General features: G+C 64.3%; 21 protein-coding genes, 1 tRNA gene and 1 pseudogene. 11 read left to right on the forward strand and 12 right to left on the reverse strand.

Going from position 1 to position 22,299, the window contains the following annotated elements:
- Positions 1-6 precede the first annotated feature (6 nt).
- Both JI664_RS12005 and cysG read right to left on the reverse strand, forming a co-directional pair.
- Positions 7-369, reverse strand: a complete 363-nt coding sequence (locus JI664_RS12005) for a DUF2849 domain-containing protein (protein WP_207013955.1) — start codon at positions 367-369, stop codon at positions 7-9.
- A complete protein-coding gene (gene cysG, locus JI664_RS12010; protein WP_207013956.1) occupies positions 369-1,763 on the reverse strand; it encodes a siroheme synthase CysG in 1,395 nt (464 codons plus the stop codon). The genes JI664_RS12005 and cysG overlap by 1 nt, the downstream gene beginning before the upstream one ends.
- Before the next feature lie 246 nt (positions 1,764-2,009).
- Here cysG and JI664_RS12015 point away from each other — a divergent pair, with 246 nt between their 5' ends.
- A complete protein-coding gene (locus tag JI664_RS12015) occupies positions 2,010-2,552 on the forward strand; it encodes a GNAT family N-acetyltransferase (protein ID WP_207013957.1) in 543 nt (180 codons plus the stop codon).
- A 109-nt stretch (positions 2,553-2,661) separates the two neighbouring features.
- On the opposite strand, the gene JI664_RS12020 is transcribed toward JI664_RS12015, so the two are convergent.
- Positions 2,662-4,140: an NAD-dependent succinate-semialdehyde dehydrogenase gene (locus JI664_RS12020; protein ID WP_207013958.1), complete on the reverse strand. Its 1,479-nt coding sequence runs from the start codon at positions 4,138-4,140 to the stop codon at positions 2,662-2,664.
- Between the two features lie 84 nt (positions 4,141-4,224).
- Between JI664_RS12020 and JI664_RS12025 the strand changes: the two genes are divergently transcribed.
- Positions 4,225-5,013, forward strand: a complete 789-nt coding sequence (locus JI664_RS12025) for an alpha/beta hydrolase (protein WP_207013959.1) — start codon at positions 4,225-4,227, stop codon at positions 5,011-5,013.
- A gap of 3 nt (positions 5,014-5,016) precedes the next feature.
- On the opposite strand, the gene JI664_RS12030 is transcribed toward JI664_RS12025, so the two are convergent.
- Positions 5,017-5,445 (reverse strand): organic hydroperoxide resistance protein, encoded by a 429-nt coding sequence (locus tag JI664_RS12030; protein ID WP_207013960.1) that lies wholly within the window; start codon positions 5,443-5,445, stop codon positions 5,017-5,019.
- Positions 5,446-5,551: 106 nt separating this feature from the next.
- On the opposite strand from JI664_RS12030, the gene JI664_RS12035 reads away from it, so the two are divergent.
- Entirely contained in the window at positions 5,552-5,980 is a 429-nt protein-coding gene (locus tag JI664_RS12035; protein ID WP_286174064.1) for a MarR family winged helix-turn-helix transcriptional regulator, read from the forward strand.
- Here the strand turns inward: JI664_RS12035 and JI664_RS12040 are convergent, their stop codons facing one another.
- Entirely contained in the window at positions 5,981-6,463 is a 483-nt protein-coding gene (locus tag JI664_RS12040; RefSeq protein ID WP_207013961.1) for a CoA-binding protein, read from the reverse strand.
- Between the two features lie 221 nt (positions 6,464-6,684).
- Positions 6,685-7,479 carry a 23S rRNA (guanosine(2251)-2'-O)-methyltransferase RlmB gene (gene rlmB / locus JI664_RS12045; protein WP_207013962.1) on the reverse strand — a complete coding sequence of 265 codons (795 nt, stop codon included), beginning with the start codon at positions 7,477-7,479 and terminating at the stop codon, positions 6,685-6,687.
- Positions 7,480-7,648: 169 nt separating this feature from the next.
- Here rlmB and JI664_RS12050 point away from each other — a divergent pair.
- The 3 genes and pseudogenes from JI664_RS12050 to JI664_RS12055 all read left to right on the forward strand — a co-directional run bounded on the left by JI664_RS12050 (position 7,649) and on the right by JI664_RS12055 (position 9,428).
- Positions 7,649-7,732, forward strand: a tRNA-Tyr gene (locus tag JI664_RS12050).
- A 64-nt stretch (positions 7,733-7,796) separates the two neighbouring features.
- Positions 7,797-7,961: pseudogene (locus tag JI664_RS24255) on the forward strand (DUF6538 domain-containing protein); the annotation flags it as partial.
- Positions 7,962-8,000: 39 nt separating this feature from the next.
- Complete coding sequence (locus JI664_RS12055; protein ID WP_207013963.1) at positions 8,001-9,428, forward strand: site-specific integrase; 1,428 nt, start codon at positions 8,001-8,003, stop codon at positions 9,426-9,428.
- Between the two features lie 154 nt (positions 9,429-9,582).
- On the opposite strand, the gene JI664_RS24260 is transcribed toward JI664_RS12055, so the two are convergent.
- Complete coding sequence (locus JI664_RS24260; RefSeq protein ID WP_414707734.1) at positions 9,583-10,848, reverse strand: RCC1 domain-containing protein; 1,266 nt, start codon at positions 10,846-10,848, stop codon at positions 9,583-9,585.
- 113 nt (positions 10,849-10,961) lie between these two features.
- Positions 10,962-11,123: a hypothetical protein gene (locus tag JI664_RS12065; protein WP_207013965.1), complete on the reverse strand. Its 162-nt coding sequence runs from the start codon at positions 11,121-11,123 to the stop codon at positions 10,962-10,964.
- A 677-nt stretch (positions 11,124-11,800) separates the two neighbouring features.
- On the opposite strand from JI664_RS12065, the gene JI664_RS12070 reads away from it, so the two are divergent.
- The 3 genes from JI664_RS12070 to JI664_RS12080 are packed head-to-tail and all read left to right on the forward strand — an operon-like array spanning position 11,801 to position 15,459.
- Positions 11,801-12,505: a GntR family transcriptional regulator gene (locus tag JI664_RS12070; RefSeq protein ID WP_207013966.1), complete on the forward strand. Its 705-nt coding sequence runs from the start codon at positions 11,801-11,803 to the stop codon at positions 12,503-12,505.
- Entirely contained in the window at positions 12,502-14,436 is a 1,935-nt protein-coding gene (locus tag JI664_RS12075; protein WP_207013967.1) for a TRAP transporter permease, read from the forward strand. The genes JI664_RS12070 and JI664_RS12075 overlap by 4 nt, the downstream gene beginning before the upstream one ends.
- 45 nt (positions 14,437-14,481) lie before the next feature.
- Positions 14,482-15,459 (forward strand): TAXI family TRAP transporter solute-binding subunit, encoded by a 978-nt coding sequence (locus tag JI664_RS12080; protein ID WP_207013968.1) that lies wholly within the window; start codon positions 14,482-14,484, stop codon positions 15,457-15,459.
- 87 nt (positions 15,460-15,546) lie between these two features.
- On the opposite strand, the gene JI664_RS12085 is transcribed toward JI664_RS12080, so the two are convergent.
- Together JI664_RS12085 and JI664_RS12090 are read right to left on the reverse strand one after the other, a co-directional pair.
- Positions 15,547-16,359 (reverse strand): alpha/beta fold hydrolase, encoded by an 813-nt coding sequence (locus JI664_RS12085; RefSeq protein ID WP_207013969.1) that lies wholly within the window; start codon positions 16,357-16,359, stop codon positions 15,547-15,549.
- Positions 16,331-16,933: an amino acid synthesis family protein gene (locus JI664_RS12090; protein ID WP_207013970.1), complete on the reverse strand. Its 603-nt coding sequence runs from the start codon at positions 16,931-16,933 to the stop codon at positions 16,331-16,333. The genes JI664_RS12085 and JI664_RS12090 overlap by 29 nt, the downstream gene beginning before the upstream one ends.
- Before the next feature lie 104 nt (positions 16,934-17,037).
- Between JI664_RS12090 and JI664_RS12095 the strand changes: the two genes are divergently transcribed.
- Together JI664_RS12095 and JI664_RS12100 are read left to right on the forward strand one after the other, a co-directional pair.
- Positions 17,038-17,727, forward strand: a complete 690-nt coding sequence (locus tag JI664_RS12095) for a GntR family transcriptional regulator (RefSeq protein WP_207013971.1) — start codon at positions 17,038-17,040, stop codon at positions 17,725-17,727.
- A gap of 80 nt (positions 17,728-17,807) precedes the next feature.
- Complete coding sequence (locus JI664_RS12100; protein ID WP_207013972.1) at positions 17,808-18,200, forward strand: carboxymuconolactone decarboxylase family protein; 393 nt, start codon at positions 17,808-17,810, stop codon at positions 18,198-18,200.
- A gap of 151 nt (positions 18,201-18,351) precedes the next feature.
- Here JI664_RS12100 and JI664_RS12105 read toward each other — a convergent pair whose 3' ends face one another.
- On the reverse strand, positions 18,352-20,073 hold the full coding sequence (locus JI664_RS12105) for an OFA family MFS transporter (protein WP_207013973.1): 1,722 nt from the start codon (positions 20,071-20,073) through the stop codon (positions 18,352-18,354).
- A 261-nt stretch (positions 20,074-20,334) separates the two neighbouring features.
- Positions 20,335-22,272 carry a sensor histidine kinase gene (locus JI664_RS12110; RefSeq protein WP_207014097.1) on the reverse strand — a complete coding sequence of 646 codons (1,938 nt, stop codon included), beginning with the start codon at positions 22,270-22,272 and terminating at the stop codon, positions 20,335-20,337.
- Between the last annotated feature and the right edge of the window lie 27 nt (positions 22,273-22,299).

Here is a 22,299-nt window from a genome sequence, read left to right on the forward strand (position 1 = left end):
TTGTTTTCAGGCGGCGTTCGAGGCCGCGGCCTGCTTGCCGTGGGCATAGTTCGAGGGACCGCGACGGCGGAAATCCTCGCGGAAATGGGTGGGTTCGGCGCCACGCGGGCCGTGCTTGACTTCGGCAAGGTAACAGCCGACCACTTCGGCATGACGCTTCGCGGCCTCGGCCAGGGCCGCCTCGGCAGCGAGCGGCTCGTCGAAGATCTGCGCGTCGGACAGATGCCGGGTCCAGCTGCGATCCCCGGCCAGATAGACCACATCGCCTTCGAGCAGCGCATTGGCGGTGACGACCTGCGGTTTCGGGGCGCGGGCCTTCGGGGCGGGTTTGGCGGCGGCTTTGTTGTCGGCTTTGGTATCGGCGGGCATCAGGCGAATTCCTCGAGAAGGTCGGGCAGGACGGCTTGGGCGCGCGCGGGCGCCAGACCGATCAGAGTGATGACCGGACCGGCAAGCGCGGCCTCGGACAGGGTTTGCGGCAGATCCCCCAGCGTCGCGGTGACGATGCGCTGATCGGGGCGGCTGACATTTTCCACCAGCGTGACGGGCGTCGCGGCCTCGGCCCCGTGCATCAGCAGACGGCCCTGCACGAACCGCGCGGCGCGCTTGCCCATATAGATCGCAGTGACGGCGCCCGGCCGAGCCAGATCGCGCCAGTCGTGATCGGCAAAGCCCTTGGTGTCATACGCGGTCAGCAGCCGCAGATCGCTGTTGCGGCCCCGGCGCGTCAGGCTGGCGCCGATGGCGGCGGCAGCGGCGCTGGCAGCGGTGATCCCGGGCGTCACGGACCAGTCGATCCCGGCGGTGCTCAGCGCTTCGGTTTCCTCGTCCAGACGACCGAAGACCGACGCGTCGCCGCCCTTCAGCCGCACAACCCAGGCACCGGCCTGCGCGTGGCGGATCATATGCGCGTTGATCTCGTCCTGCGGGGTCGAAGGGGCGAAACCTTCCTTGCCCACGGCGATAAACTCGGCCTCGCGCCGCGCCAGTTCCAGAATTGCGGCGGGCACCAGCCGGTCATGGATCACCACATCGGCGGCGTCCAGCAGGCGGCGGGCCTTCAGCGTCATCAGCTCGGGATCGCCGGGACCGGCGCCCACAAGATCGACGCGGCCCGGCTCGTCCTCGGCGTCCAGATGTTGCTGCAGCAGCGCTTCAAGCGCGTGATCGAGCAGTTCCTCGCCCGCCTCGGCCAGCACTTCGGGTCCGGTGCGGAAATAGTAATCGGCCCAGAAATCGCGCCGCGCCCGCCCGAAGGGCAGCGCCTCGGCGCGCGGGCGGAACAGCTTGCCCGCGCGGGCCAGCGGGCCCAGCCCCGTGGGCAGCGAAGCTTCCAGATCGGTCTTGATCGCGCGCGCCAGCACCGGCGCCGCGCCCTCGGTGCCGATCGCCACGGTGACGGGATCGCGGTCGACGATGGCGGGGGTGATGAAATCCGATGCTTCGAGATTGTCGACCACGTTCAGCATGACGCCCGCGGCGCGCGCCAGCCGGGCGAAACGCGCATCGGGCTCGGCCTCGCCATGCGCGGCATAGGCCAGCGCCGCACCCTTCAGGTCGTCGGCTTCCGCCATCCGCCGCTGCAGCGTGACGCCGTGCGCGGCGATGGTCTCGATCAGATCGGCCTCGGGCGCGGGAGCAAATACCGTGAGCCGCGCGGTGGTCTTGAGCAGCAGTTTCAGCTTTGCCAGCGCGAAAGCACCATTCCCGGCAATGACGACCGGGCGATCGGCGAGATCAAGGAAGATCGGGAAATGTTGCATCACTGGCCTCCGAAGCTTGTCTGGAAAGTGGAATTTTTTCCCGCTTGCGGCAAGACATCGCGCCAAACAAGAACCCTGAACGCCCGGAGACAGGCCAAATGGAAGGAAATCGTTCTATCTGCGGACTACGGCGGGTCAATATTCCCGTTCCGGCCCACAGACCGGAAACCCGTCCCTGCCGCAGCGCCGAAAACCGCCCGAATCGCGCCCCTTGGAGCCACCGCGACCCCGCGATAGCGTGGCACCATGACCGCCGATCCGCCGCCCCGCCTCGTCACCCTGCGTCCGCTCCAAGAAGGCGACGCCAGCCTCCATGCCGCGATCCCGCCCTCGGCCGAGATTGCGCGGATGTATGGCGGCGGCTCGAACGCTTTCGCAGGCCCCGATCCCGAACGCTCACGGCGCTGGCTCATGGGCATGCAGGCCGATCCCTATGCGCGGATGATCGAAACGGACGGCCAGCCGGTCGGCCATATCCGCCTTCACTCGCTGGTCCGCGCCGATCGCCGCGCCCGGCTGGCAATCGGCCTCTTCGCCGAGGCGGATCTGGGCCGCGGCATCGGCCGCCAAGCCATTGCCCGGGCGCTCGACCACGCGTTCGGCGCGATGGATCTGCACCGTGTCGATCTGCGCGTGCTCGCCTTCAACACCCGCGCCATCCGCTGCTACGCCGCCTGCGGTTTCGTACACGAAGGCACCGAGCGCGAGGCCGCCTTTATCGACGGGCAGTGGCATGACGACTGGATCATGGCGATCCTGTCGCATGAACACGCGGCCAGCAAAGCCTGAGCCGCGCGCATCTTTAATCCGGAAATATCCTCGGGGGGTGAATTTGGCGCAGCCAAAGAGGGGGGCAGACAGCCCCCCCCTCTCCGTTATGCGCCTGTCGTGCCGCAGGTCAGATGCTCAGGCAGACATATTTCAGCTCGAGAAAATCATCGATGCCGAAATGCGAGCCTTCGCGGCCCAGACCCGATTGCTTGACGCCGCCAAAGGGCGCGACCTCGGTCGAGATCAGGCCGGTATTCACGCCGACGATGCCGTATTCCAGCGCTTCCTGCACGCGCGTCACGCGGCCGACATTCTGGGCGTAGAAATAGCAGGCCAGGCCGAAGATCGTGTCATTGGCGTAGTGGATCGCCTCTTCCTCGGTCTCGAACTTGAAGAGCGGCGCGAGGGGGCCGAAGGTTTCCTCCTGCGCGACCTTCATCTCCTGCGTGACGCCCGTCACCACGGTCGGCTGGAAGAAGGTCCCGCCCAGATCGTGGCGCTTGCCGCCGGTGACCAGCGCGCCGCCGTGGTCGAGGATATCCTTGATGTGATCCTCGACCTTCTCGACCGCGCCTTCGTTGATCAGCGGCCCGGTGGTCACGCCCTCGTTCAGGCCGTCGCCGACGTTCAGCTTCTCGACCGCCGCGCGCAGTTTCTCGGCGAAGGCGTCATAGACCCCCGCCTGCACATAGAGCCGGTTGGCGCAGACGCAGGTCTGGCCGTTATTGCGGAATTTCGACGCCATCGCGCCTTCGACCGCCGCGTCCAGATCGGCATCGTCGAACACGATGAAGGGCGCGTTGCCGCCCAGCTCCATCGAGCATTTCATCACCTGATCGGCGGCCTGTTTCAGCAAGATACGCCCCACATCGGTCGAGCCGGTGAAGGTCAGCTTGCGCACCAGCGGATTCTCGCAGAATTCCTTGCCGATATCCGACGCGCGCGACGAGGGCACGACCGACAACAGCCCCTTGGGCAGGCCCGCGCGTTCGGCCAGCACCGCCATGGCCAGCGCCGAAAGGGGCGTCTCCGCCGCCGGGCGCGCGACAAAGCCGCAGCCTGCGGCAAGGGCGGGGGCGACCTTGCGGGCGATCATCGCGTTGGGAAAGTTCCACGGCGTGATCGAGGCGCAGACGCCGATCGGTTGTTTCAGCACGGTGATCCGCTTGTCGCGTCCGTGGCCGGGGATCGTTTCGCCGTAGACGCGCTTGGCCTCTTCGCCGAACCATTCCACGAAGGAGGCGCCATACAGCACCTCACCCTTGGCCTCGGCCAGCGGCTTGCCCATTTCGGCGGTCAGGATCGCGGCGAGATCGTCGGCATTCTCGGCCATCAGATCGTACCATTTGCGCAGCACCGTCGCGCGTTCCTTGCCGGTCCAGGACATCCAGTCCTTCATCGCCTTGCCCGCCGCCTCGATCGCGCGGGCGGTTTCGGCGCGGCTGAGATCGGCCACTTTGGCGATCACGTCGCCCCGCGCCGGGTTGGTCACGTCAAAGGTCGCGCCGTCATCGGCCTCGATCCAGTCGCCCGCAACGAAAGCGCGGGTTTCGAACAGCGTCGGGTCCTTGAGCAGACCGCGCAGATCGGTAGTGTCGTCGAGCATGGGTTCCTCTTCCTCGAATGCCTGAAGCAGCCTTGGGCCACTGAGCGCATAAAATCCTTAACAACGCAAACAACTGGAGACTCGATGGCCGACGATCTTAGCCAAGCCTACGCGAATGCCGACTTCATCCCCGGCGCCGAGGACATACCCCCGCGCTGGTCGCGCGAGGCCGCCGTTTTCCGCGAGGGTCTCGGGGATCGCGCCCGCCTCGGTCTGCCCTATGGTAACACCCTGCGCCAGAAGGTCGACCTGTTCCTGCCCGAAGGGCCGGTGGCCGGATTGATGGTTTTCGTGCATGGCGGATACTGGCTGAGCTTCGATCCGTCCAGCTGGTCGCATCTCGCCAAGGGCGCGCTGGCGCGGGACTGGGCGGTGGCGATGCCGGGCTACACGCTGGCGCCTCAGGCGCGAATCGCGCAGATCACCGACGAGGTCGAAGCGGCGATTTCTTTGGCCGCCGGGGCCGTCGACGGGCCGATCGTGGTGACGGGACATTCGGCGGGCGGGCATCTGTCGGCGCGCATGGCCTGCACCGACCGCCGGCCGGACTGGACCGACCGTCTGGCGCGGGTCGGGCCGATCTCGCCCCTGTCGGATCTGCATCCGCTTCAGCAAACCGGGATGAATACCGATCTGCGCATCGATGCCGCCGAAGCCGACAGCGAAAGCCCCGCGCTTCTTGCGAAACGCGGGGATGTCGATGCTCTGGTCTGGGTCGGCGGGCAGGAACGCCCGGCTTTCCTGTGGCAGGCGCGCCTGCTTTCCGAGGCATGGGATTGCCCGTGGCATGTCGCGCCGGGGCGGCACCATTTCGACGTGATCGACGATCTGTGCGACCCCGACAGCCTGCTGATGCAGCGCCTGCTGGACTGACGCTCAGACCAGCGTCAGGGTCACGTCGATATTGCCCTTGGTCGCGTGCGAATAGGGGCAGACGAAATGCCCGGCATCGACCATCTTCTGCGCGACCTCCTTGTCGACGCCCGGCAGCTCGACCTTCAGCTCAACGGCGATGCCGAAGCCGCCATCGTCGCGCGGGCCGATGCCGACATTGGCGGTGACCTTCGCGTCATCGGGGACGGTGCCCAGCTTCTGTTTGGCCGCCGCCGCGCGCATGGCGCCGAGGAAACAGGCCGAATAGCCCAGCGCGAACAGTTCTTCGGGATTGTGACCCTTGCCCGAACCACCCAGCTCTTTGGGCGGGGTCATTGTGATGGTCAGCTCGCCATTGGCCAGCGCGGTGGTGCCGTCACGACCGCCGCCGGTTGCCGTGGCTTCGGTGCTGTATTTGACGTCGACGCTCATGTGATTCTCCTATCGCTCACGATTCTATCGTATGCGATACAAATAGCGCGCCGTAGCCTTCTGTCAATCGCTTGCGCGTCTATCGCGCACGACTTATCTTTCGGGCATGACCATTTCCCCTGCCGATATGCTCTGCTTCTCGCTGTATTCCACCCAGCACGCGATGCAGGCGGCCTATAAGCCGCTGCTGGAACCGCTGGGCCTGACCTATCCGCAATATCTGGTGCTCAGCGCGCTCTGGTCGAATGACGGGCGCAAGGTGGGCGAGCTGGGCGGCGAGTTGCTGCTGGAAACCAATACCCTCACCCCGCTTTTGAAACGGATGGAGGCGGCGGGCCTTGTCACCCGCAAGCGCGACAGCAGGGACGAACGGCAGGTGCGCGTGCATCTAACTGAGGAAGGGCGGGCGATGCAGGACCGCGCAGCGCATGTGCCCGAAGGCTTCCTGCGCGCGACAGGCCTGTCGATCCCGCAACTGGCCGCTTTGCGCGATCAGCTCAACACGATGCGCGAGACGATGCGCGCGAAGACCTGATCACAGTTTCGAGCTGATCACGCCGGTATTGAACCCGCCCATCCTGAGTTCGCCGAACAGGCGCTGATACTCGATCTTCGGACAGCGGTTCTGAATGAAGGTCACGCCGCGCTCGGCGCACATCGCCCGCGCCTCGTCGCTGAAGACCCCGATCTGCAGCCAGACCACCCGCATGTTCGGCAGGGCATCGAGCGCCGCACGCACGATGGGCGCCACGTGTTCGGAGCGGCGGAAAATGTCGACCATATCGGTTTCGGCCGGGGCGTCCGCAACATCGGCCACGACCCTTTCCCCGAACAGCGATTGCCCTTCCAGCCCCGGATTGACGGGGATCACCCGCATGCCCTTCAGCTTGAGATAGCGCGCGACGTAATAGCTGGGCCGGATCTCGTTCGACGAGACGCCGACAACCGCCACGGTTTTCACGCTTTTCAGGATTTCGCGCAGTGTCGCATCGTCGGGGGCGTCTGGGAATTGGGTCATGGCTGTCTCCGCTTCCGCTTCAAGGTATCCGCGCAGACGGCAACGACAAGACCCAAAGAAAAAGCGCCCGGCACATCGGCCGGGCGCAGTTGGGAACGAGGGACAGTGGAGGAAACGCGAGAGTTCCAGCTCGCCGCTTCATGTGACAATATGAGCGCATTTCCGGAAAAAAAAAGCCCTGTCGCGTTTTCGTGATATTTCGTGGTGAATGGACCCGCCGCCTAAGCGCCGGTCGCCTGCACGCTTGCCTGTGCGGCATAAAGCGACACGGCGGCCGCGTTGGACACATTGAGCGACCCGAATTCCCCGGCAAACGGAATGCGCACCAGATGATCGCAGGTATCGCGGGTCTTTTCCCGAAGCCCGGGGCCTTCCGCGCCCAGCACCAGCGCCACGGGCCGCGCGCCGACAAGGGCCAGCCCCTGTTCAAGCGTCGCCTCGGCCTCGCCAGCCAAACCAAGTAGCGTGAACCCCATCCGCTTCAAGCGCTCCATCGCCTCGGCCAGATTCGTCACCCGCAGATAAGGCTGCCGCTCAAGCGCACCCGATGCAGTCTTGGCCAGCGCGCCGGTTTCGGGCGCAGAATGGTGACGCGGCGCGATCACCGCGCGCGCGCCGAATACCTCGGCCGAGCGCAGAATCGCGCCGACATTATGCGGATCGGTGACGCGGTCGAGCAGCACGACCAGCGGCGGGCCCTTGCCGCCCGCGCAGACATCGTCAAACGCACCCCAATCGAGCGGCTTCACTTCCAGCGCCGCGCCCTGATGCACCGAATCGGCGGCGATCGGCGCCGAGAACTTGCGCGCATCCTCGATTTCCGGGGTCATGCCCGAGGCGTCGACCGCGTCCGCAAGCCGGTCGGCGGCATTGCGGGTCAGCAAAAGGCGCAGCTTTTCGCGCTTGGGATTGAGCAGCGCGTCGCGCACCGCGTGCAGACCGAAAAGCCAGACGGTCTCGGCCGCCGCCGCCCGCTTGCTGCGTTCCTTTTCGATCACCCAGGTCGGTTTCTTCATCGTCCAGCCCCGCGTTTGCCGCCCCGCGCGCACCGCCCGGCCGCGCATCCCCTGCCCCTATCACCTTGTCGCAAATACTCAAGCAAAGGCCCGCGCCCGACACAGAGAATTCCCGCCGTTTCCAGTCTTGACGCCCCCCGCCGGGGCCGTTATTCCCCGCTCCAGCGTCGGGCGACGTGCTGCAAGGTGCGGCAGCGGACTGTAACTCCGCCGGGGAGACCCACGCCTGGTTCGATTCCAGGGTCGCCCACCATTCTCCCCGTTTCCAGAGACTTAAGCTGCACAAAGCGTTGGTGGGCCACAATGGTGGGACACATATGCGCCTCGCAGCCTATCTCAGCACCTCTCGGCATGGCATCTACTACTTCCGCTATCCTGTACCTGTAGCCCTGCACCCGAATCGCAAGCGGACCCACATCAAGATCTCACTCGCGACTCGGGAACCCGCTACAGCACGTCATCTCTCGAGGTTGCTGGCGGTTGCTGGACAATCCCTGCTCTCGCGGCCAAAGATTCGTGCCATGAGGTACGAAGAAATGCGCCGCCACGTGCGGGAACACTACGGGCAGCTGCTTCGAAGGTTCCGCGACAAGACCGCCGCCGATGGGCCCCCGACACAGGACGTCTGGGCTGGCCTCAAGAACGCCCAGGAGCTCTTCGCAGACGACCCTGAGGAATTTGCGGCCCTCTCCCACCCGGGCGGCGAAGATGGGCTTCTGAGGGCCTTCTGTGCGGCGCGTGGCATAAACGGTGTCCCTGCGGGTCGAGCGCGCGCCTTGCTGCTGGAAGAGATATGGAAAGGGCATAAGGCATTTATCAGTGGCGCCATCGAGCATGCAAAGGAGTTCGATAGTGTAGTGCTCGAACAAGGGCAAAACACGACACCCCAGCGCAACTTCGAGCAGCCAAGCGCCAACAAAGCAGTCGCTGAAGTTCGACCGTTCTCAGATGTGGTCGGCAGGTACTTCGACGAGCTTGAGCGCACCAGCGCACTTGTCGCAAAGACAGAGGCAGACAAGCGAGACGCGCTGGCACTGCTTTCAGAGCTGACCGGAGCCAAGCCGCTCTCAGAACCAACACGGACAGACGCCCAAGAAGTGAAGGCTGCGCTCTTCAAGCTGCCCAAGAACAGAAGCAAGAACCCGAAGACCCGGCTGCTTTCGCTGAGTGAAATGCTGGAGGTGCCTGATGTTGACCGCATCGCTCCACGCACCATGAATGTCTATCTCGGCCACATGCAAAGTTTGTTCACGTGGGCGGTGAACAACCGATACGCATCCGAAAACATTTTCTCGGGCCTCAAGATACGCAACAACGTCAGAGCCACCGACGCAGGGCGCCGAGCTTTCTCGGCGGAGCAACTCCGCCTCATGTTCTCACACCTCACAGACCCGAACAGTACGCTAGTGCGCAAAGGCATACACAAGTGGCCCGCACTTATCGGGATGTTCACCGGAATGCGTCTCAATGAAGTCGCGCAGTTGGAGGTGCATGACATAGAGCTCAGGGATGGAGTGTGGTGTTTCAATGTGACGCCCGACGGCGAGGACAACAAGCGGCTGAAGAACGCTTCGTCAAAGCGTCGTGTTCCACTTCATGACAAGCTGATCGAGTGTGGCTTCCTCACATTCCATGACGATCAGAAGGCACTGGGGCATTCACGTCTATTTCCGGAGCTCAGTTATTCACCGCAGAACGGCTACGGCAGGAACGCCGGACGCTGGTTCAATGAGCGCTTCCTACCCGAACTGGGAATGGGCGGCCAAGGTCTTGTGTTCCATTGCTTGCGGCACACGATGGTCACCAGGCTGGCCCATTCCGGCGTCGAGGAGCCATTGCTCAAAGCACTGATAGGCCATAGCCAAACTGGCGTGACCTTCAGCACTTACTTCAGAGAAGGATTCCTCCCTGCACAGCTCCGAGGCGCTATAAACCGGTTCGACTTTTGATGCGGGCTTGCGCAGTTTCACTCGGCGGCCAGTAGTCTGGTCCGTCAACGCAGTGCCGTTGCACTTCGTCTCGTAGCTGCTGCTGTGAACCCGCAAGACCGGCATGAACAGTCGTCGGCACGGTTGTCTAGGCTTCCTCTCATCTGCGAAGTGGCTAGTCCGTCGCAGTTGGGAAAATCACTTGCTGTGGGATGTTGGTTCCCCTGTACCGCTCTCCGACACCGAGTTGCCGTTCTCTGTTTGAACCCCAACAGTATAGTTCGCCACCCGCAGTCAGTCCGCAATTGTGGTTGCTACCTGCAACAATCGACACAAAGGACTGCTCGGTTCCGACAAGTACAGGCTCAGGCACAATGACGCCTTCTTCATAAGGAAGTCCCGTTTGTCCGTCGATATTGTCGCCCCAGCACCAGACCGATCCAGAAAAATCAAGCGCGCACGCATGCAGACCTCCTACCGCAATAGCTGATATTGGCGGCAGACCGATTACATCGACTGGCGAATAACTTGTCTCAACGCTGCCGTCCCCAAGTTGGCCACGACTATTGTCACCCCAACAGCGTACCCGTCCGCTTTCGGAAAGACCACAACCAAAACTACCACCCAATCCGAGCATCGAAACCGGTCCTAGATCGTCAATCCGAACGTGGGTCGGGTTTCGTCTTCCGAGACTGGGATCACGTCCCAACTCACCCAGGTCATTGCTGCCCCAACACCGCGCTATGTTCCATGCGTTGATTGCGCAATTGAAACTACCGCTTGCATAGATCGATTGCATGCGGCCCAACCAAATCACCCGTCCTGGCTCTATGGACCAGCCAGTCAACGAGACGTCTGTTCTACCCAGGGCACCCCAAGCGTTGCTCCCGATACACCGTACGCCACCCCACTCGTTCAACACACAAGTTGAAAGGTTCCCCGCCGCCACAGCAGCGACACTCCAAAAACCTTGTAACCGTACCGGCCAGGGTATCACTTGGGGCGTTTCCCGCCCAAGCGCACGGTTGCCGTTCCACCCCCAACAGTAGATCCGCTCATTTATCATAACAGCGCAGTTGTGAAACGACCCTGCCGACAATTGCGACACGGGTACCAGGTTCCGAAACCCTGGGACTTCAGTTGGTGTGGCGCGGTACTCATCATAGCCGTATCGTACGATTCCAAGCTGCCCGTGCGCATTCGCACCCCAACACCATAGCGAGCCATCTTCGCGCAACGCACAGGTATGTTGCGACCCGGCCACGACTTGCGAGACGGCTTGCATACTTTGTTGAGCAGCCACTGGCACCGCGAACAGTACGGAGACGGCTAGCGCTGCAATGCCACCGCGAGCGAGTGCTGTAAGTGCCATTGTGATCATGCCCTCAGTTGGTCGTAGAGTTGGGTACAACCTACGATGGCGCTCACAAAGCTCAAGCATGAAATTGCTCGGCCAGAAGCTGCACTTACGAGAGCTCAAGCCGGGCTTTAAGGCTTGTCCATAGGCCGACTATTCGCCCACCCTCAGCAGGAAGACGCGGCAGGCGCTCGAACTCATATCTCGCCTTCGACCCATCGGGTCCAGAGCTTGCGCATCTTTGGGCAAGGCATGAAGACGGTAATCGGATGGCCATCCCGCACACGGGATCTCCAGATAAACTGGATCATCTCGGCTACCGCATAAGCGTCGGCATGCATCTTGTCGTTGGGCGACATTTTCCTCTGCTGCCTTGTGCGGCTGTCGTGTTGGTCCGGTGCCGTTGAAGTTCTGTCGCCAGCGTTTGAGTACAGCGCGGGGCCTTTGTACGAATACTGCACCTATCTGTCGTATTGGGCCGTCATCGCCATCGCCGGGACGCCACACCTCTCCCACAGGAATGACAACATCCATGAGGAATACGTCGAGCACGCCGAAGATTGGTCGGTCTCTTGCGGATCGGGCGCAGGTGGGCCACACAGGTGGGACAATTCGTAACTTGCCCGCCAAGCGGTTGCAGCGAAATCAATGGTTTGCGGATATGGCTGGCGATCCAGGGTCGCCCACCATCTCCCCCCTTCCTGACAGCGTCATGGGCCCGGTGCCGGGCAGATGGTGACCTGCGCGCCGCGCGTTTTCTGTGCGCCCCTTGTGAGCCGCGCCTGGCCCTCGACGGCGAATCGGCTCCCGATTGCCATCCGGTGCGCCCACCCCGGAAGAGCACCGCTTTATCTCCGCCTCATACCCCTGCCACGCGCCGGTTTTTTGACCCGCGCGACCGATTCCCTGCGCTCTGCACCCTCTGAAAACGCCCGAAGTCACAACGCGACTTGACAGGCGGAGCTATCCTAATACGGTCTATTGTATTACGGTATACGCTGCTACGATGTGACGAACCGCTTGTCCGGAGGCCCTGTTGAACGCCCTTGCCCCCTCGTCCCTGCGGGTGGACCGCACTCACAAGACCCTGCGCGCGCAGGTTCAGGACGCGATCTATGACGCGATCCTCGACGGCGTCCTGCCGCCGGGGCAGAAGATCGTCGAACGGGAACTCTGCGCCTCGACCGGGGTCAGCCGTACCATCGTCCGCGAGGCGCTGGCCCGGCTGGAAGAAAAGGGCCTGATCGGCCGCGACGGCGCGAATGCGATGATCGTGGCGGTGATGACCGAGGGCGAAGTCGCCGATATCTACGAACTGCGCGCCGCGCTCGAGGTGCTGGCAGCCCGGCTGTTCACCCAGCGCGCCGATACCGCGCAGATGGATGCGATCGCGGCCAGCTCCGCAGAGCTGGGCGAAGCCTTTGCCAAGGGTCATCTGGCCGACATCCGCAGCGCGACCACGCGGTTCTATGACATCCTACTCGACGGGTCGGGCAACCGCGAAATCGCGCGGTCGCTCAATGCGATGATCGACCGGATCTATTTCCTGCGCTCGCAATCCATGTCCGATCTCGACCGCCACCGCGATTCGCTGCGCGAAATGCAGAGCATCGCCGACGCGCTGCTGGCCCGCGACCCCGAGGCCGCCGAGAAAGCCACCCAAGACCACGTTGCAGCCGCCGCGCGCGCCGCACAACGCCAGTTGTGCCGACTGAACAAAAACGGAGACCCCGCCGAATGACCGCCACCGAGCCAAGGACCGAGGCCCAGACCGAGGCACCGATAGGGGTAAGAACCGAGCCGCGCTCGGCGATGGACTGGCTGCTGACCGGGGTCGGCATGGCGATCTTCGCCTATATGGTCTACGCGACCCTGTACGGCCCCTATCGGACCACCATCGTGCATCTGGCGCTGTTCGCCTGCGCGATGCTGTTCATAGCCTTTCTTGACCGCGCGCGGTCCAAGACGCCGGGCCTGCGCGGGCTGCAATGGGGGCTCGATCTGCTCTTCGCGGCCGGGACGCTGGTGACGATGGGCTATGTGATCGTCAATTTCGAGCGGCTCATCAATCTGTGGGGGTCGAGCTTTCTGACGCCGACAGATGTCGCCATCGGCGTGGCGATCATCGTCATCGCGCTGGAAGCCGCACGGCGGCATTCGCTGATCCTGTTCGGGCTGGGCGTGTTCGGCGTGGCCTACATGCTGTACGGCGCGCAGTTTCCCGGCGTGATGCAGCATTCGGGCATGGACCTGAAGCGCATGGTCTATCTTGTGGCTTACACGACCGAGGGGTTCTTCGGCACCGGCTTGGGCGTCGCGGCGTCGTATCTGTTCATGTTCATGATGCTGGGCTCGGCGCTGCAGGCGACGAAGACCGGCGACTTCATCATGAATGTCGCCAATGCCACGACCGGTCGGCAGGTCGGTGGCGCAGCGAAAAGCGCGATGATCGCCAGCGCCGGGCTGGGCACGATGGTCGGCTCGTCGGTGGGCAACGTGGTGGCCACGGGCACCTTTACCATCCCGCTGATGATCCGCACCGGCTTCAAGCGCCATGTCGCCGCAGCGGTGGAAACCAACACCTCGGAAGGCGCACAGCTTGTGCCGCCGATCCTGGGGGCTGCGGCCTTCATCATGGCGCAGCTGACCGGCATTCCCTATGCCACCATCGCCGTGGCCGCGATCCTGCCGGCGGTGCTGTATTACCTGTCGTTGTTCTGCGTCGTCCATTTCGAGGCACGCAAGGCCGGGCTGGCGGGCATCCCCGAGGATGAGATCCCCTCGTTCCGCGACGCCTTTCGCGACGGCTGGCACCTGCTGATCGCCCCGGCGGTGCTGTTCTACCTGCTGATCGTCGAAAGCTACACGCCGTCCTATGCCAGCGTCATCGCCATCGGGCTGGCCATGGTCTGCGGGCTGGCGCGCAGCGTCTCGCGCCTGCCGCTGGGCCAGATTCTGGACCATTTCGACAGCGGCGCGCGTCAAGCGGCGGCGATCACCGCGCTGATCGTGTCAATCGGTTTGCTGCAGGCGGCCATCGTCACCACGGGCCTTGGTCCGCGCATCGCCGATATCATCCTGTCGATCAGCGACGGCTCGCTTCTGATCACCGCGCTGCTCGCGGTGGTGGCGGCGACGCTCTTGGGGATGGGGATGCCCACGCCCATCGCCTATCTGCTGCTGGCGATGTTCACCGCCCCCGCGCTGACCGCCGCCGGTGCGCCGCTGCTGGGCGCGCATATGTTCCTGTTCTACTTCGCCATCAAATCGGGCTCGACCCCGCCCGTCGCGCTGGTCGCGGTGGTGGCGGCAGGGATCGCGCGGGCGAACTGGTGGCAGACGGCCGTCACCGCCTTCATGCAGGCGCTGCCGGGCTTCATCATCGCCTTCATGTTCCTGTTCTCACCCAGCCTGCTGCTGCAGGGTGACCTGACCACGATCGCGCTGTCGGCGGTCTCGGCGGCGATCGGGGTCTTCGCGCTGGCCGCTGCGGTGCAGGGCTGGTGCGCGGGCCGTATCAATGTGCTGGAGCGCGCGCTTCTGGCGGCCTCGGCCCTTTCGCTGATCAATCCGGGCTATGCCACGGACCTGATCGGCATTGCCGTGGTCGGCGTGATCTATGCCCGGCGCGCGCGGATCTTCCGCGCCGCCAACAATGCTCAGCCCGGCTGAGACATCCTTTCCGAAACCAGAAACCAACCACAGGGAGACATTCCAATGTCCATCACCAAAACAAAGACCGGGGCGCTGACCCTTGCCGCCCTTCTGACCCTTTCGACCGCCGCCGGTGCGCAGACGCAATTGTCGATCGGGTCGAGCAGCTCGGGCTCGGGACCCTATATCAACGGCGCCGCGATTTCCGAGGTCTTCAACGGCGCGCAATCGGATTACCGCATGTCGGTGCAGACCACGGGCGGCTACCGCGACAATCTGGGTCTGGTTCTGGGCGGCGAGCTGGACGTGGCGCTGAACACGCTGATCGATCTGGAATTCGCCTATAACCAGCGCGGCGACTTCGCCGAAGTGCCGATGGCCGACGCGTTCTCGTCCCTGCGCCAGCTGTTCATCTTCAGCGTCGTGCCCGAGAACTTCTTCGTGCGCGCCGATTCCGGCATCACTTCGCTTGACGAGATCCGCGGCCACGCGATCAACATCAACACGCCGTCCAGCTTCACCTACGGGCTGAACCTGCAACTGCTGGAAGCCGCCGGTATCTCGACCGACGATTTCGAGGCCGGCACCGTGTCGACCGGGCAGGTCTTCGACGAGATCCGCAACGGCGTCTTCGATGGCGGGCTGCATGTCTTCCAGGTGGGTCTGGCCAATGCGCAGCAGCTCTCGTCCACGGTCGATGTGAACTATATCGGCTTTGACGATGCGCTGATCGAGCGCCTGAACGAAGCCTATTACGACCTGCTGGTGCCGTTCGAAGTACCCGCCGGCACCTATAGCGGGCAGGATGAGCCGGTGAACACCTTCGGTCTGGCGCAGGTGATCTTCACCGATGCCGATGCCGACGAAGAGATGATCTACGAATTCACCAAGGCATTCTGGGAAAATCTGCAGGCGCTGTCCGAAAGCAATACCAGCTTTCAGGGCCTGACGCTGGAACTGGGCACGCGGCAGAACACGGTGCCGATGCATCCGGGCGCCGTGCGCTACTTCACCGAGATCGGCGCGCTCGACGCGCAGTAACCCTTCCGTCGGGTTGGGTCCGGCAGACAGAAAAGCGGCCGATCCCGGATCGGCCGCTTTTCGCATTTTCAGAACGCTGTGGCGCGGTCAGGCCGCTTCGTGTTCCGCGTCGGGAAGGGCCAGCCAGTCACGCATCGCAGCGGTCACCATCTCGGGCGCGGTCAGGTTGACCATGTGGCGATGCCCCTCGACGATCAGCGCCTTGCCCTTCGGCGCGGCGGCGGCCATGGCCTGCGACATCTCCGGCGCCGAGTTGCGGTCTTCGCTGCCGGTCAGCGCCAGCAACGGACAGCGGATCGCACCGAAGCGGTCGGCATAGGTCGCATCCCCGCGCGAGAAGGCGCCATAGGCCGTGGCATAGCCGCCCAGATCGACCGCGTGCAGCCATTCCGCCACCCGCGCCCGCGCCGCCCTGTCACTGGCCGCGTCACCGAACCAGCGGTCCAGCGGGGTGTCGTGATCGACCTGCCCCTCGCGCAATTGGCGCGCGCGCTCTTCGACCGCCGCGCGGGCAGCCGGGTCGCGGCGGAACACGCCATTGACCAGCGCCACGCGTGCCACCTTGTCGGGATGCGTCACGGCATAGCCCCCGGCAATCAGCGCGCCCATCGAATGCCCGGCCAGACTGAACCGCGTCAGGCCAAACGTGGCGACGGCGCGGTCCAGCCAAGCGACGAAATCGGGCAGCTCGGACCCTTCGGGCAGCGGCGAGCTATCGCCATGCCCCGGCATGTCCAGCGCATAGACGTGGTGACTGTCGGACAGGGCGTCGATCTGGGGCGACCACGCGGCGGATTGCAGGCCGACGCCGTGGATCAGCACCAGCGGCGCGCCCTGCCCGGCCTCGCGATACCCCAGACGCCCCGAGCCGTCAGACAGAGGCAGGGTTATCGACGTCATGGCCCAGCTCCTTGAGATCCTGATAGCGGTCGCCGATCCGGTGATGCGGACGCCCGCCGATCGACGCGCCCAGCGCGATGACGATCTCGTCGGCCGCCGGGGCATCGGGGATCGCCAGTTGGATCGTCAGGTAATGGCTGCGGCGACCGCCGTCATTCTTGTCCATCAGCGGGATCATCAGCGGCGCATTGGCCGGACCGCGCGTGTTGCAGAAGGCGAGATAGGATTTCGCGCCGACCGCCTCGCGGTAATGGTTGCCGAAGCGCAGCGTGTGGATCAGCGCCGAGGCATGTTCAACCTCGCCGTTCAGGCCGACAATCGCCGACTTGCCGTAGCCTTCGACCTTGTCGCCGCCCCCGGCCGCATCCAGCACCATTTTGGTCAGCAGCTGACCGAGGCCCGGCGCGCAATCATGGATTTCGGGGCGCAGGTCCTCGACAAAGCCACGACCGGCCCACGGATTGGCGATCACGGCCACCGCCGCGATCATCTTCAGCGGAACCGGTGCGGCTTTTCCGCCCTCGATCAGGGTCTCTTCAACATGCAGCAGCGTCTTGCGGATCTCGGCCGGCATCGGCGACTCCTCGGTGTTTTTCATTCATAAGGTACTATGGAATACCGTAATACAATCTTACGATCAAGCTTGCCGGGTCAGGGGGCGGCTGCTATCTCGGAAGCATGGAGAATCGAGGCCTGAACAAGATCGAGCTGCAGCCGACGACGCTGCGCGACATGGTGCTCGAGCGCCTGCGCGACGCCATTATCGGCGGCACGTTCAAGCCCGGCGAACGGCTGGTCGAGCGGGTCCTGTGCGAGCAGCTCGGCGTCAGCCGGACAGTGGTGCGCGAGACGCTGCGCTATCTCGATGCCGAGGGTCTGGTCGAGCTGCAGCCAAATCGCGGTCCGGTCGTCGCCCGCCTGCGCTGGGCCGATGCCCGCCAGATCTACGATATCCGCCGGATGCTGGAAACGGCGGCGGCACAGGCCTGCGCGGCGAACATGACGCCCGCGCTGGAAAAGGACCTGCGCGCGGCTCTGGCCGAGATCCAGAAAGCCGCGACACATCAGGCCACCGGCGATCTGTTCCGCGCCACGACGCGGTTTTACGGCATCATCTTCGACGGTGCGGGGCACAATATCGCCTGGGAGATCGTGCAGCGGCTCAACGGTCGGATTTCCCGCCTGCGCATCATGACGCTGACCAGCGATCAGCGGAAGACGCCCGGCCCGACCCATATGCAGACCATCTGCGACGCCATCGCGCGCCGCGATCCCGATGCCGCGCGGCTGGCCGTCGAGGCGCATCTGAGCGACGCCAAGGCCGTGGCAGAGACACTGCTGGCGACCGAAGAGACCGCCGGAGCGTAACCAAGCCCCCCTTGCAGGACCGCCCGCCGGGCCGGATCCGTCACCACCAAGGCCACCGCAGGCCCGACCGGAGAACCATCATGGACAGCTTTGACGAAGACCTTTTCCTGAAGGGTCTCGAACAGCGCAAGGCGACGCTCGGCGCCGAGTATGTCGAGCGCAACCTCGCCGCCGCCGACGACTTCACCCGACCGTTCCAAGAGGCGATGACCGCATGGTGCTGGGGCTTCGGCTGGGGCGACGGGGTGATCGACGCCAAGACCCGCTCGATGATGAACCTCGCCATGCTGGGTGCGCTGGGCAAGATGCACGAATGGGAACTGCATTGCCGGGGCGCGCGCAATAACGGCGTGACCAAGGACGAGCTACGGGCGATCATCCATGTCGTCGGCATCTATTGCGGCGTCCCGCAGGCGCTGGAGTGCTTCCGCGCCGCCCGCAAGGTGCTCGACGCGGAAGAACAGGCCGAGTAACGGCGCGAGCGGGCAGCACGGCAACCGGACCTATCGAAGGCCGCAGGCAGCAGCAGATCGAGACGGCCAGAGATGATGCGGGCCGTGGCCCTACACCGAAGATGAAAAGAGGCGCCCGAGGGCGCCTCTTTCACGATTATCGGCTCGCCCCTTATTCGACCGGGATGCTCGCGAGTTCCGGCTCGTCGTGGTGGTGATGCTCTTTCACCGGCCGCATGAACATGTTGGCGAAGAAAGCCACGACCAGCAGCGCCGCCATGCAATACATCGTCGTGTTGTAGAGGCTCGGCGTCGGGTCCACCGTGCCTGCCGGGGCGATCTCCATCAGACGGGCGATGGTGACGGTATGCGCATCGACCAGAGCCTGAAGCTGGGTGATCGGCGCACCGAAGGTCTCGGCAAAGACCGCCGGATCGACGCGCGAGGCGAGATCCTCGATCGCGCTGGTCACCGACATCTGCCGCAGCGAGGTGATCGCCAAGGGCCCCAGCACGCCGGCCAGCGACCACGCGGTCAGCAGGCGCCCGTGGATGCCGCCGACATGCATCGTGCCGAACATATCGGCCAGATAGGCCGGGATCGTCGCGAAGCCGCCGCCATACATCGAGAAGATGATCATCGTCGCGACATAGAAGCCGATCAGGTAGATCAGCGCCGGATTGGTGGCGACCGCGCTGGCGAAATACGGGATCGACAGATACAGCACGGTGCCCAGCGCGAAGAAGCAGGTATAGGTGGCCTTGCGCCCGATGTAATCCGAGGTCGACGCCCAGAAGAACCGCCCGACCATGTTGAAGACCGAGATCATCAGCACATAGGTCGAGGCAAAAGCGGCGGTGACGACCAGCGGCATGACCGAGCCGAAGATTTCGCTCATCATCGTCTTGGCGACGCCGATCACACCGATCCCTGCGGTCACGTTGAAGCACAGCATGACCCAGAGCTGCCAGAATTGCGGCGTCTTCAGCGCTTGGTCGATATGCACGTTATTGCGCGACACCAGCCCCGAGGCGGCGGGTTTGGGCTCCCACCCTTCGGGTTTCCAGTCGGCGGCGGGTACGCGGTACTGGAAGGCGGCGACGATCATCACAAGGAAATAGACGACGCCCAGCGTCAGGAAGGTGGCCGCCGCGCCGGTATTGCCGGTGCCGACGACATAGACGCCCGCCTGACCGCCCAGTTCAGCCGCCTGCGTGGCCGAGGCGATCACCACTTCGACCTGACCGGCAGTGGTTTCGGCAAAAACACGACCATTCTGCACGACGGTCTGAACCGCGTCCTGCGCACCGAGATAGTCGGGCGCGCGCTCATACAGGTTCAGCAGCCAGCCCTTGACCGGGGCCGCGATCATCGCGCCACCGCCAAAGCCCATGATGGCCATACCGGTCGCCATGCCGCGCCGGTCCGGGAACCAGCGGATCAGCGTCGAGACCGGCGAGACATAGCCCAACCCCAGCCCGCAGCCCCCCAGCACGCCATAGCCCAGATAAACGAGCCAAAGCTGGTGCATCGAAATCCCGACCGAGCCGATGATGAAACCGCCGCCCCACAGGAACGCGGCGACGACGCCGACCATGCGCGGGCCGACCTCTTCCAGCCACTTGCCCGCAAACGCGGCGGCAAGGCCAAGAAAGACGATCGCCACCGAGAAAATCCATACGACCGAGCTGAGGCTCCAGTCGCCGGCGGCGGGCGCGACCACGCCCAACTGGCGGGTCAGCGGCGGGTTGAAGACCGACCAGGCATAGACCGAGCCGATGCACAGGTGGATGGCGATGGATGCTGGCGGCACGCGCCAGCGGTTGAATCCGGGTTTCGCGACGATGTTCCGCTTGTGCAGAAAACCGAGCGCGCCGCCTTGGGCGTTGCTCATGGTGGTGTCCTCCCTCTGTCGTCGGACCCTTGCGCGCGCGTCCTCTCCCCAGGATACGCGGCGGGTCGCTCCGGCATGCGACGGCATGCCACAGAGATGTTTTCGGCAGGGCGCCACCCTTCTGTCAAACTAATTATTTATTTTAAATCAATGCCTTAAATGACAATATGACCCTGCAAAAGCCGGCCGCGGCGCGACGGACGGGACATCCTGTCCCGACCTGTACGAACGGGCCGGTCAAACCGGGACATTTTGTCCTTTTCAGCGCAGATCGGTAGGCGGCAGAAAAATCGTGAAGCGGCTGCCCTGCCCGGTTTCGGAATGAACCTCGATCCGTCCGCCCGCGCGACTCACCAGCGTCTGGCTGATCGACAGGCCCAGCCCGGTGCCCTGCGCCTGCTTGGTGGTGAAGAACGGATCGAAGATCCGCCGCAGCGTTTCCGGCGGGATGCCGGTGCCGCTGTCTTCGACCTCGATCGCGACCAGAGCATCGGGCGCAGTGCCCTCATCGCGGACCCGAAACCGCAGCACCCCGCCCCCGGGCATGGCGTGAACCGCGTTCAGGATCAGGTTGACCATCACCTGCTGCAGCTCGGTCCGGGCCATCAATACCCGGTGGTCCGAGGCGATCTCGACCTGCGTTTCGATCCCGTTGGCCTCGATCTGATGGCGAGTCAGAACCAGACAATCCCGCACCACCTCGGCCGGTGAAATCACGTTGGCCGCGCCGGAATATTCGTCGGGCCGTGCGAATTGCAGCAGCTTCGAGACGATGGCACCGATGCGATAGACCTGATCGTCGATCAGCCGGAACTCGGTATCCACGGCCTGCGCATTCTCGGCCAGCAGGCTGCGGGCGACGTCCAGATTGCCTTGGATCACGGCGATCGGGTTGTTGATCTCATGCGCGACCGAGGCGGTGATCTCGCCCACGGCGGCCAGCTTTTCGGACATGATCAACCGCTCGGTCGTCTGTTCGAGCTTCTGGTTCGCGGCGCGCAGATCGGCGGTGCGTTCCTCGACCTTGGCCTCCAGACTGTTGGCCCAGTCGCGCAGCTGCCGGTCGCGCTCTTGTATCGCGTCCAGCAGATGGTCGAGATGCCCCGCAACCTGCGCGATCTCGCCCCGGTCGCCGGTATCGCCGTTGCGCGCTTTCAGATCGCCTGCCTCGACCCGCGCGATGGTCTGGGTCATCCCTTCGAGCGGCAGGAAAATCCGCCCGGCCCAGCGCAGGAAGATCGGTACCGAAACGGCAGCGATCAACAGGAAGACGGCCACCACCGACAGAACGGACAGGGTCTTGGCCTGCTGGAAGGGCCGTTCGAGGAAGCCCACATACAGCATCCCGACCCGCGCGCCGAAACTGTCGACGATGGGTTGATAGGCCGAGATATACCAGTCGTTCACCACAAACGCCCGGTCCAGCCAGACCGCGCCGTCATCCAGCACGCGCCCGCGCACGGCAGCAGAAACGCGGGTGCCCAGCGCGCGCACGTCTTCGAACAGCCGCACATTCGTCGAGATGCGCACATCGTCGAGAAACAGCGTCGCTGTGCCGCGGCTGCCCTCGGGCAGGCTTTGCTCGCGGTAGACCAGCGCGTTGATCGTGTCGATGAAGTCGAGATTGCGGTTCAGAAGACGCCCGCCCACCAACGCCGCCCGCCGCCCGTCGGGCAAGGTTACGGGGGCGGCGGAATGGACGATCATGCCGCGCGTCTCGACCGCACGGTCGGTGGGCACGGCGGCCACGGTCTGCACCAGCGGGATCGCGGCGATGGCGGCAAGATTGGGGGCGAGCTGATCAAGCGCCGCGCCCGACAGGATGTCGATGGCGCTTTCGGCCCGTCCGTCCAGCGCCGCGCGCACCACCGGCCAGTCATCGGGCACGAAGCCGCGCGGCCCCGTTTCGCCGGTGGTGAGATAGAGGAAATCGAGCTGCAAAGCCTCGCGCCGCTCGGCCAGCAGCGCGTCCAGCCGCCCCGCCCCGTCCAGCGCGTCTCTCAGCGTGACCGAGCCCGCCACGGCGTCGAGCCGCTCGCCCGAAAGCTCCATCAGCCGGGCGAGGTATTGTTCGGCGATGGTCAGGTCGCCATTCACCTTGGTGATCAGGATGTCGTCGATCTTGCCCGACCAGCGCAGCATGGTGGACCCCAGCATCAGCGGCAGCAACACCAGCATCGGCAGCAACGCGATCACCATCAGCCGCACGCGGACCGAGCGAAGGAC

Origin of the sequence: Rhodobacter sp. NTK016B (genome assembly GCF_017303295.1) — a bacterium.
Lineage (GTDB): Bacteria > Pseudomonadota > Alphaproteobacteria > Rhodobacterales > Rhodobacteraceae > Pararhodobacter.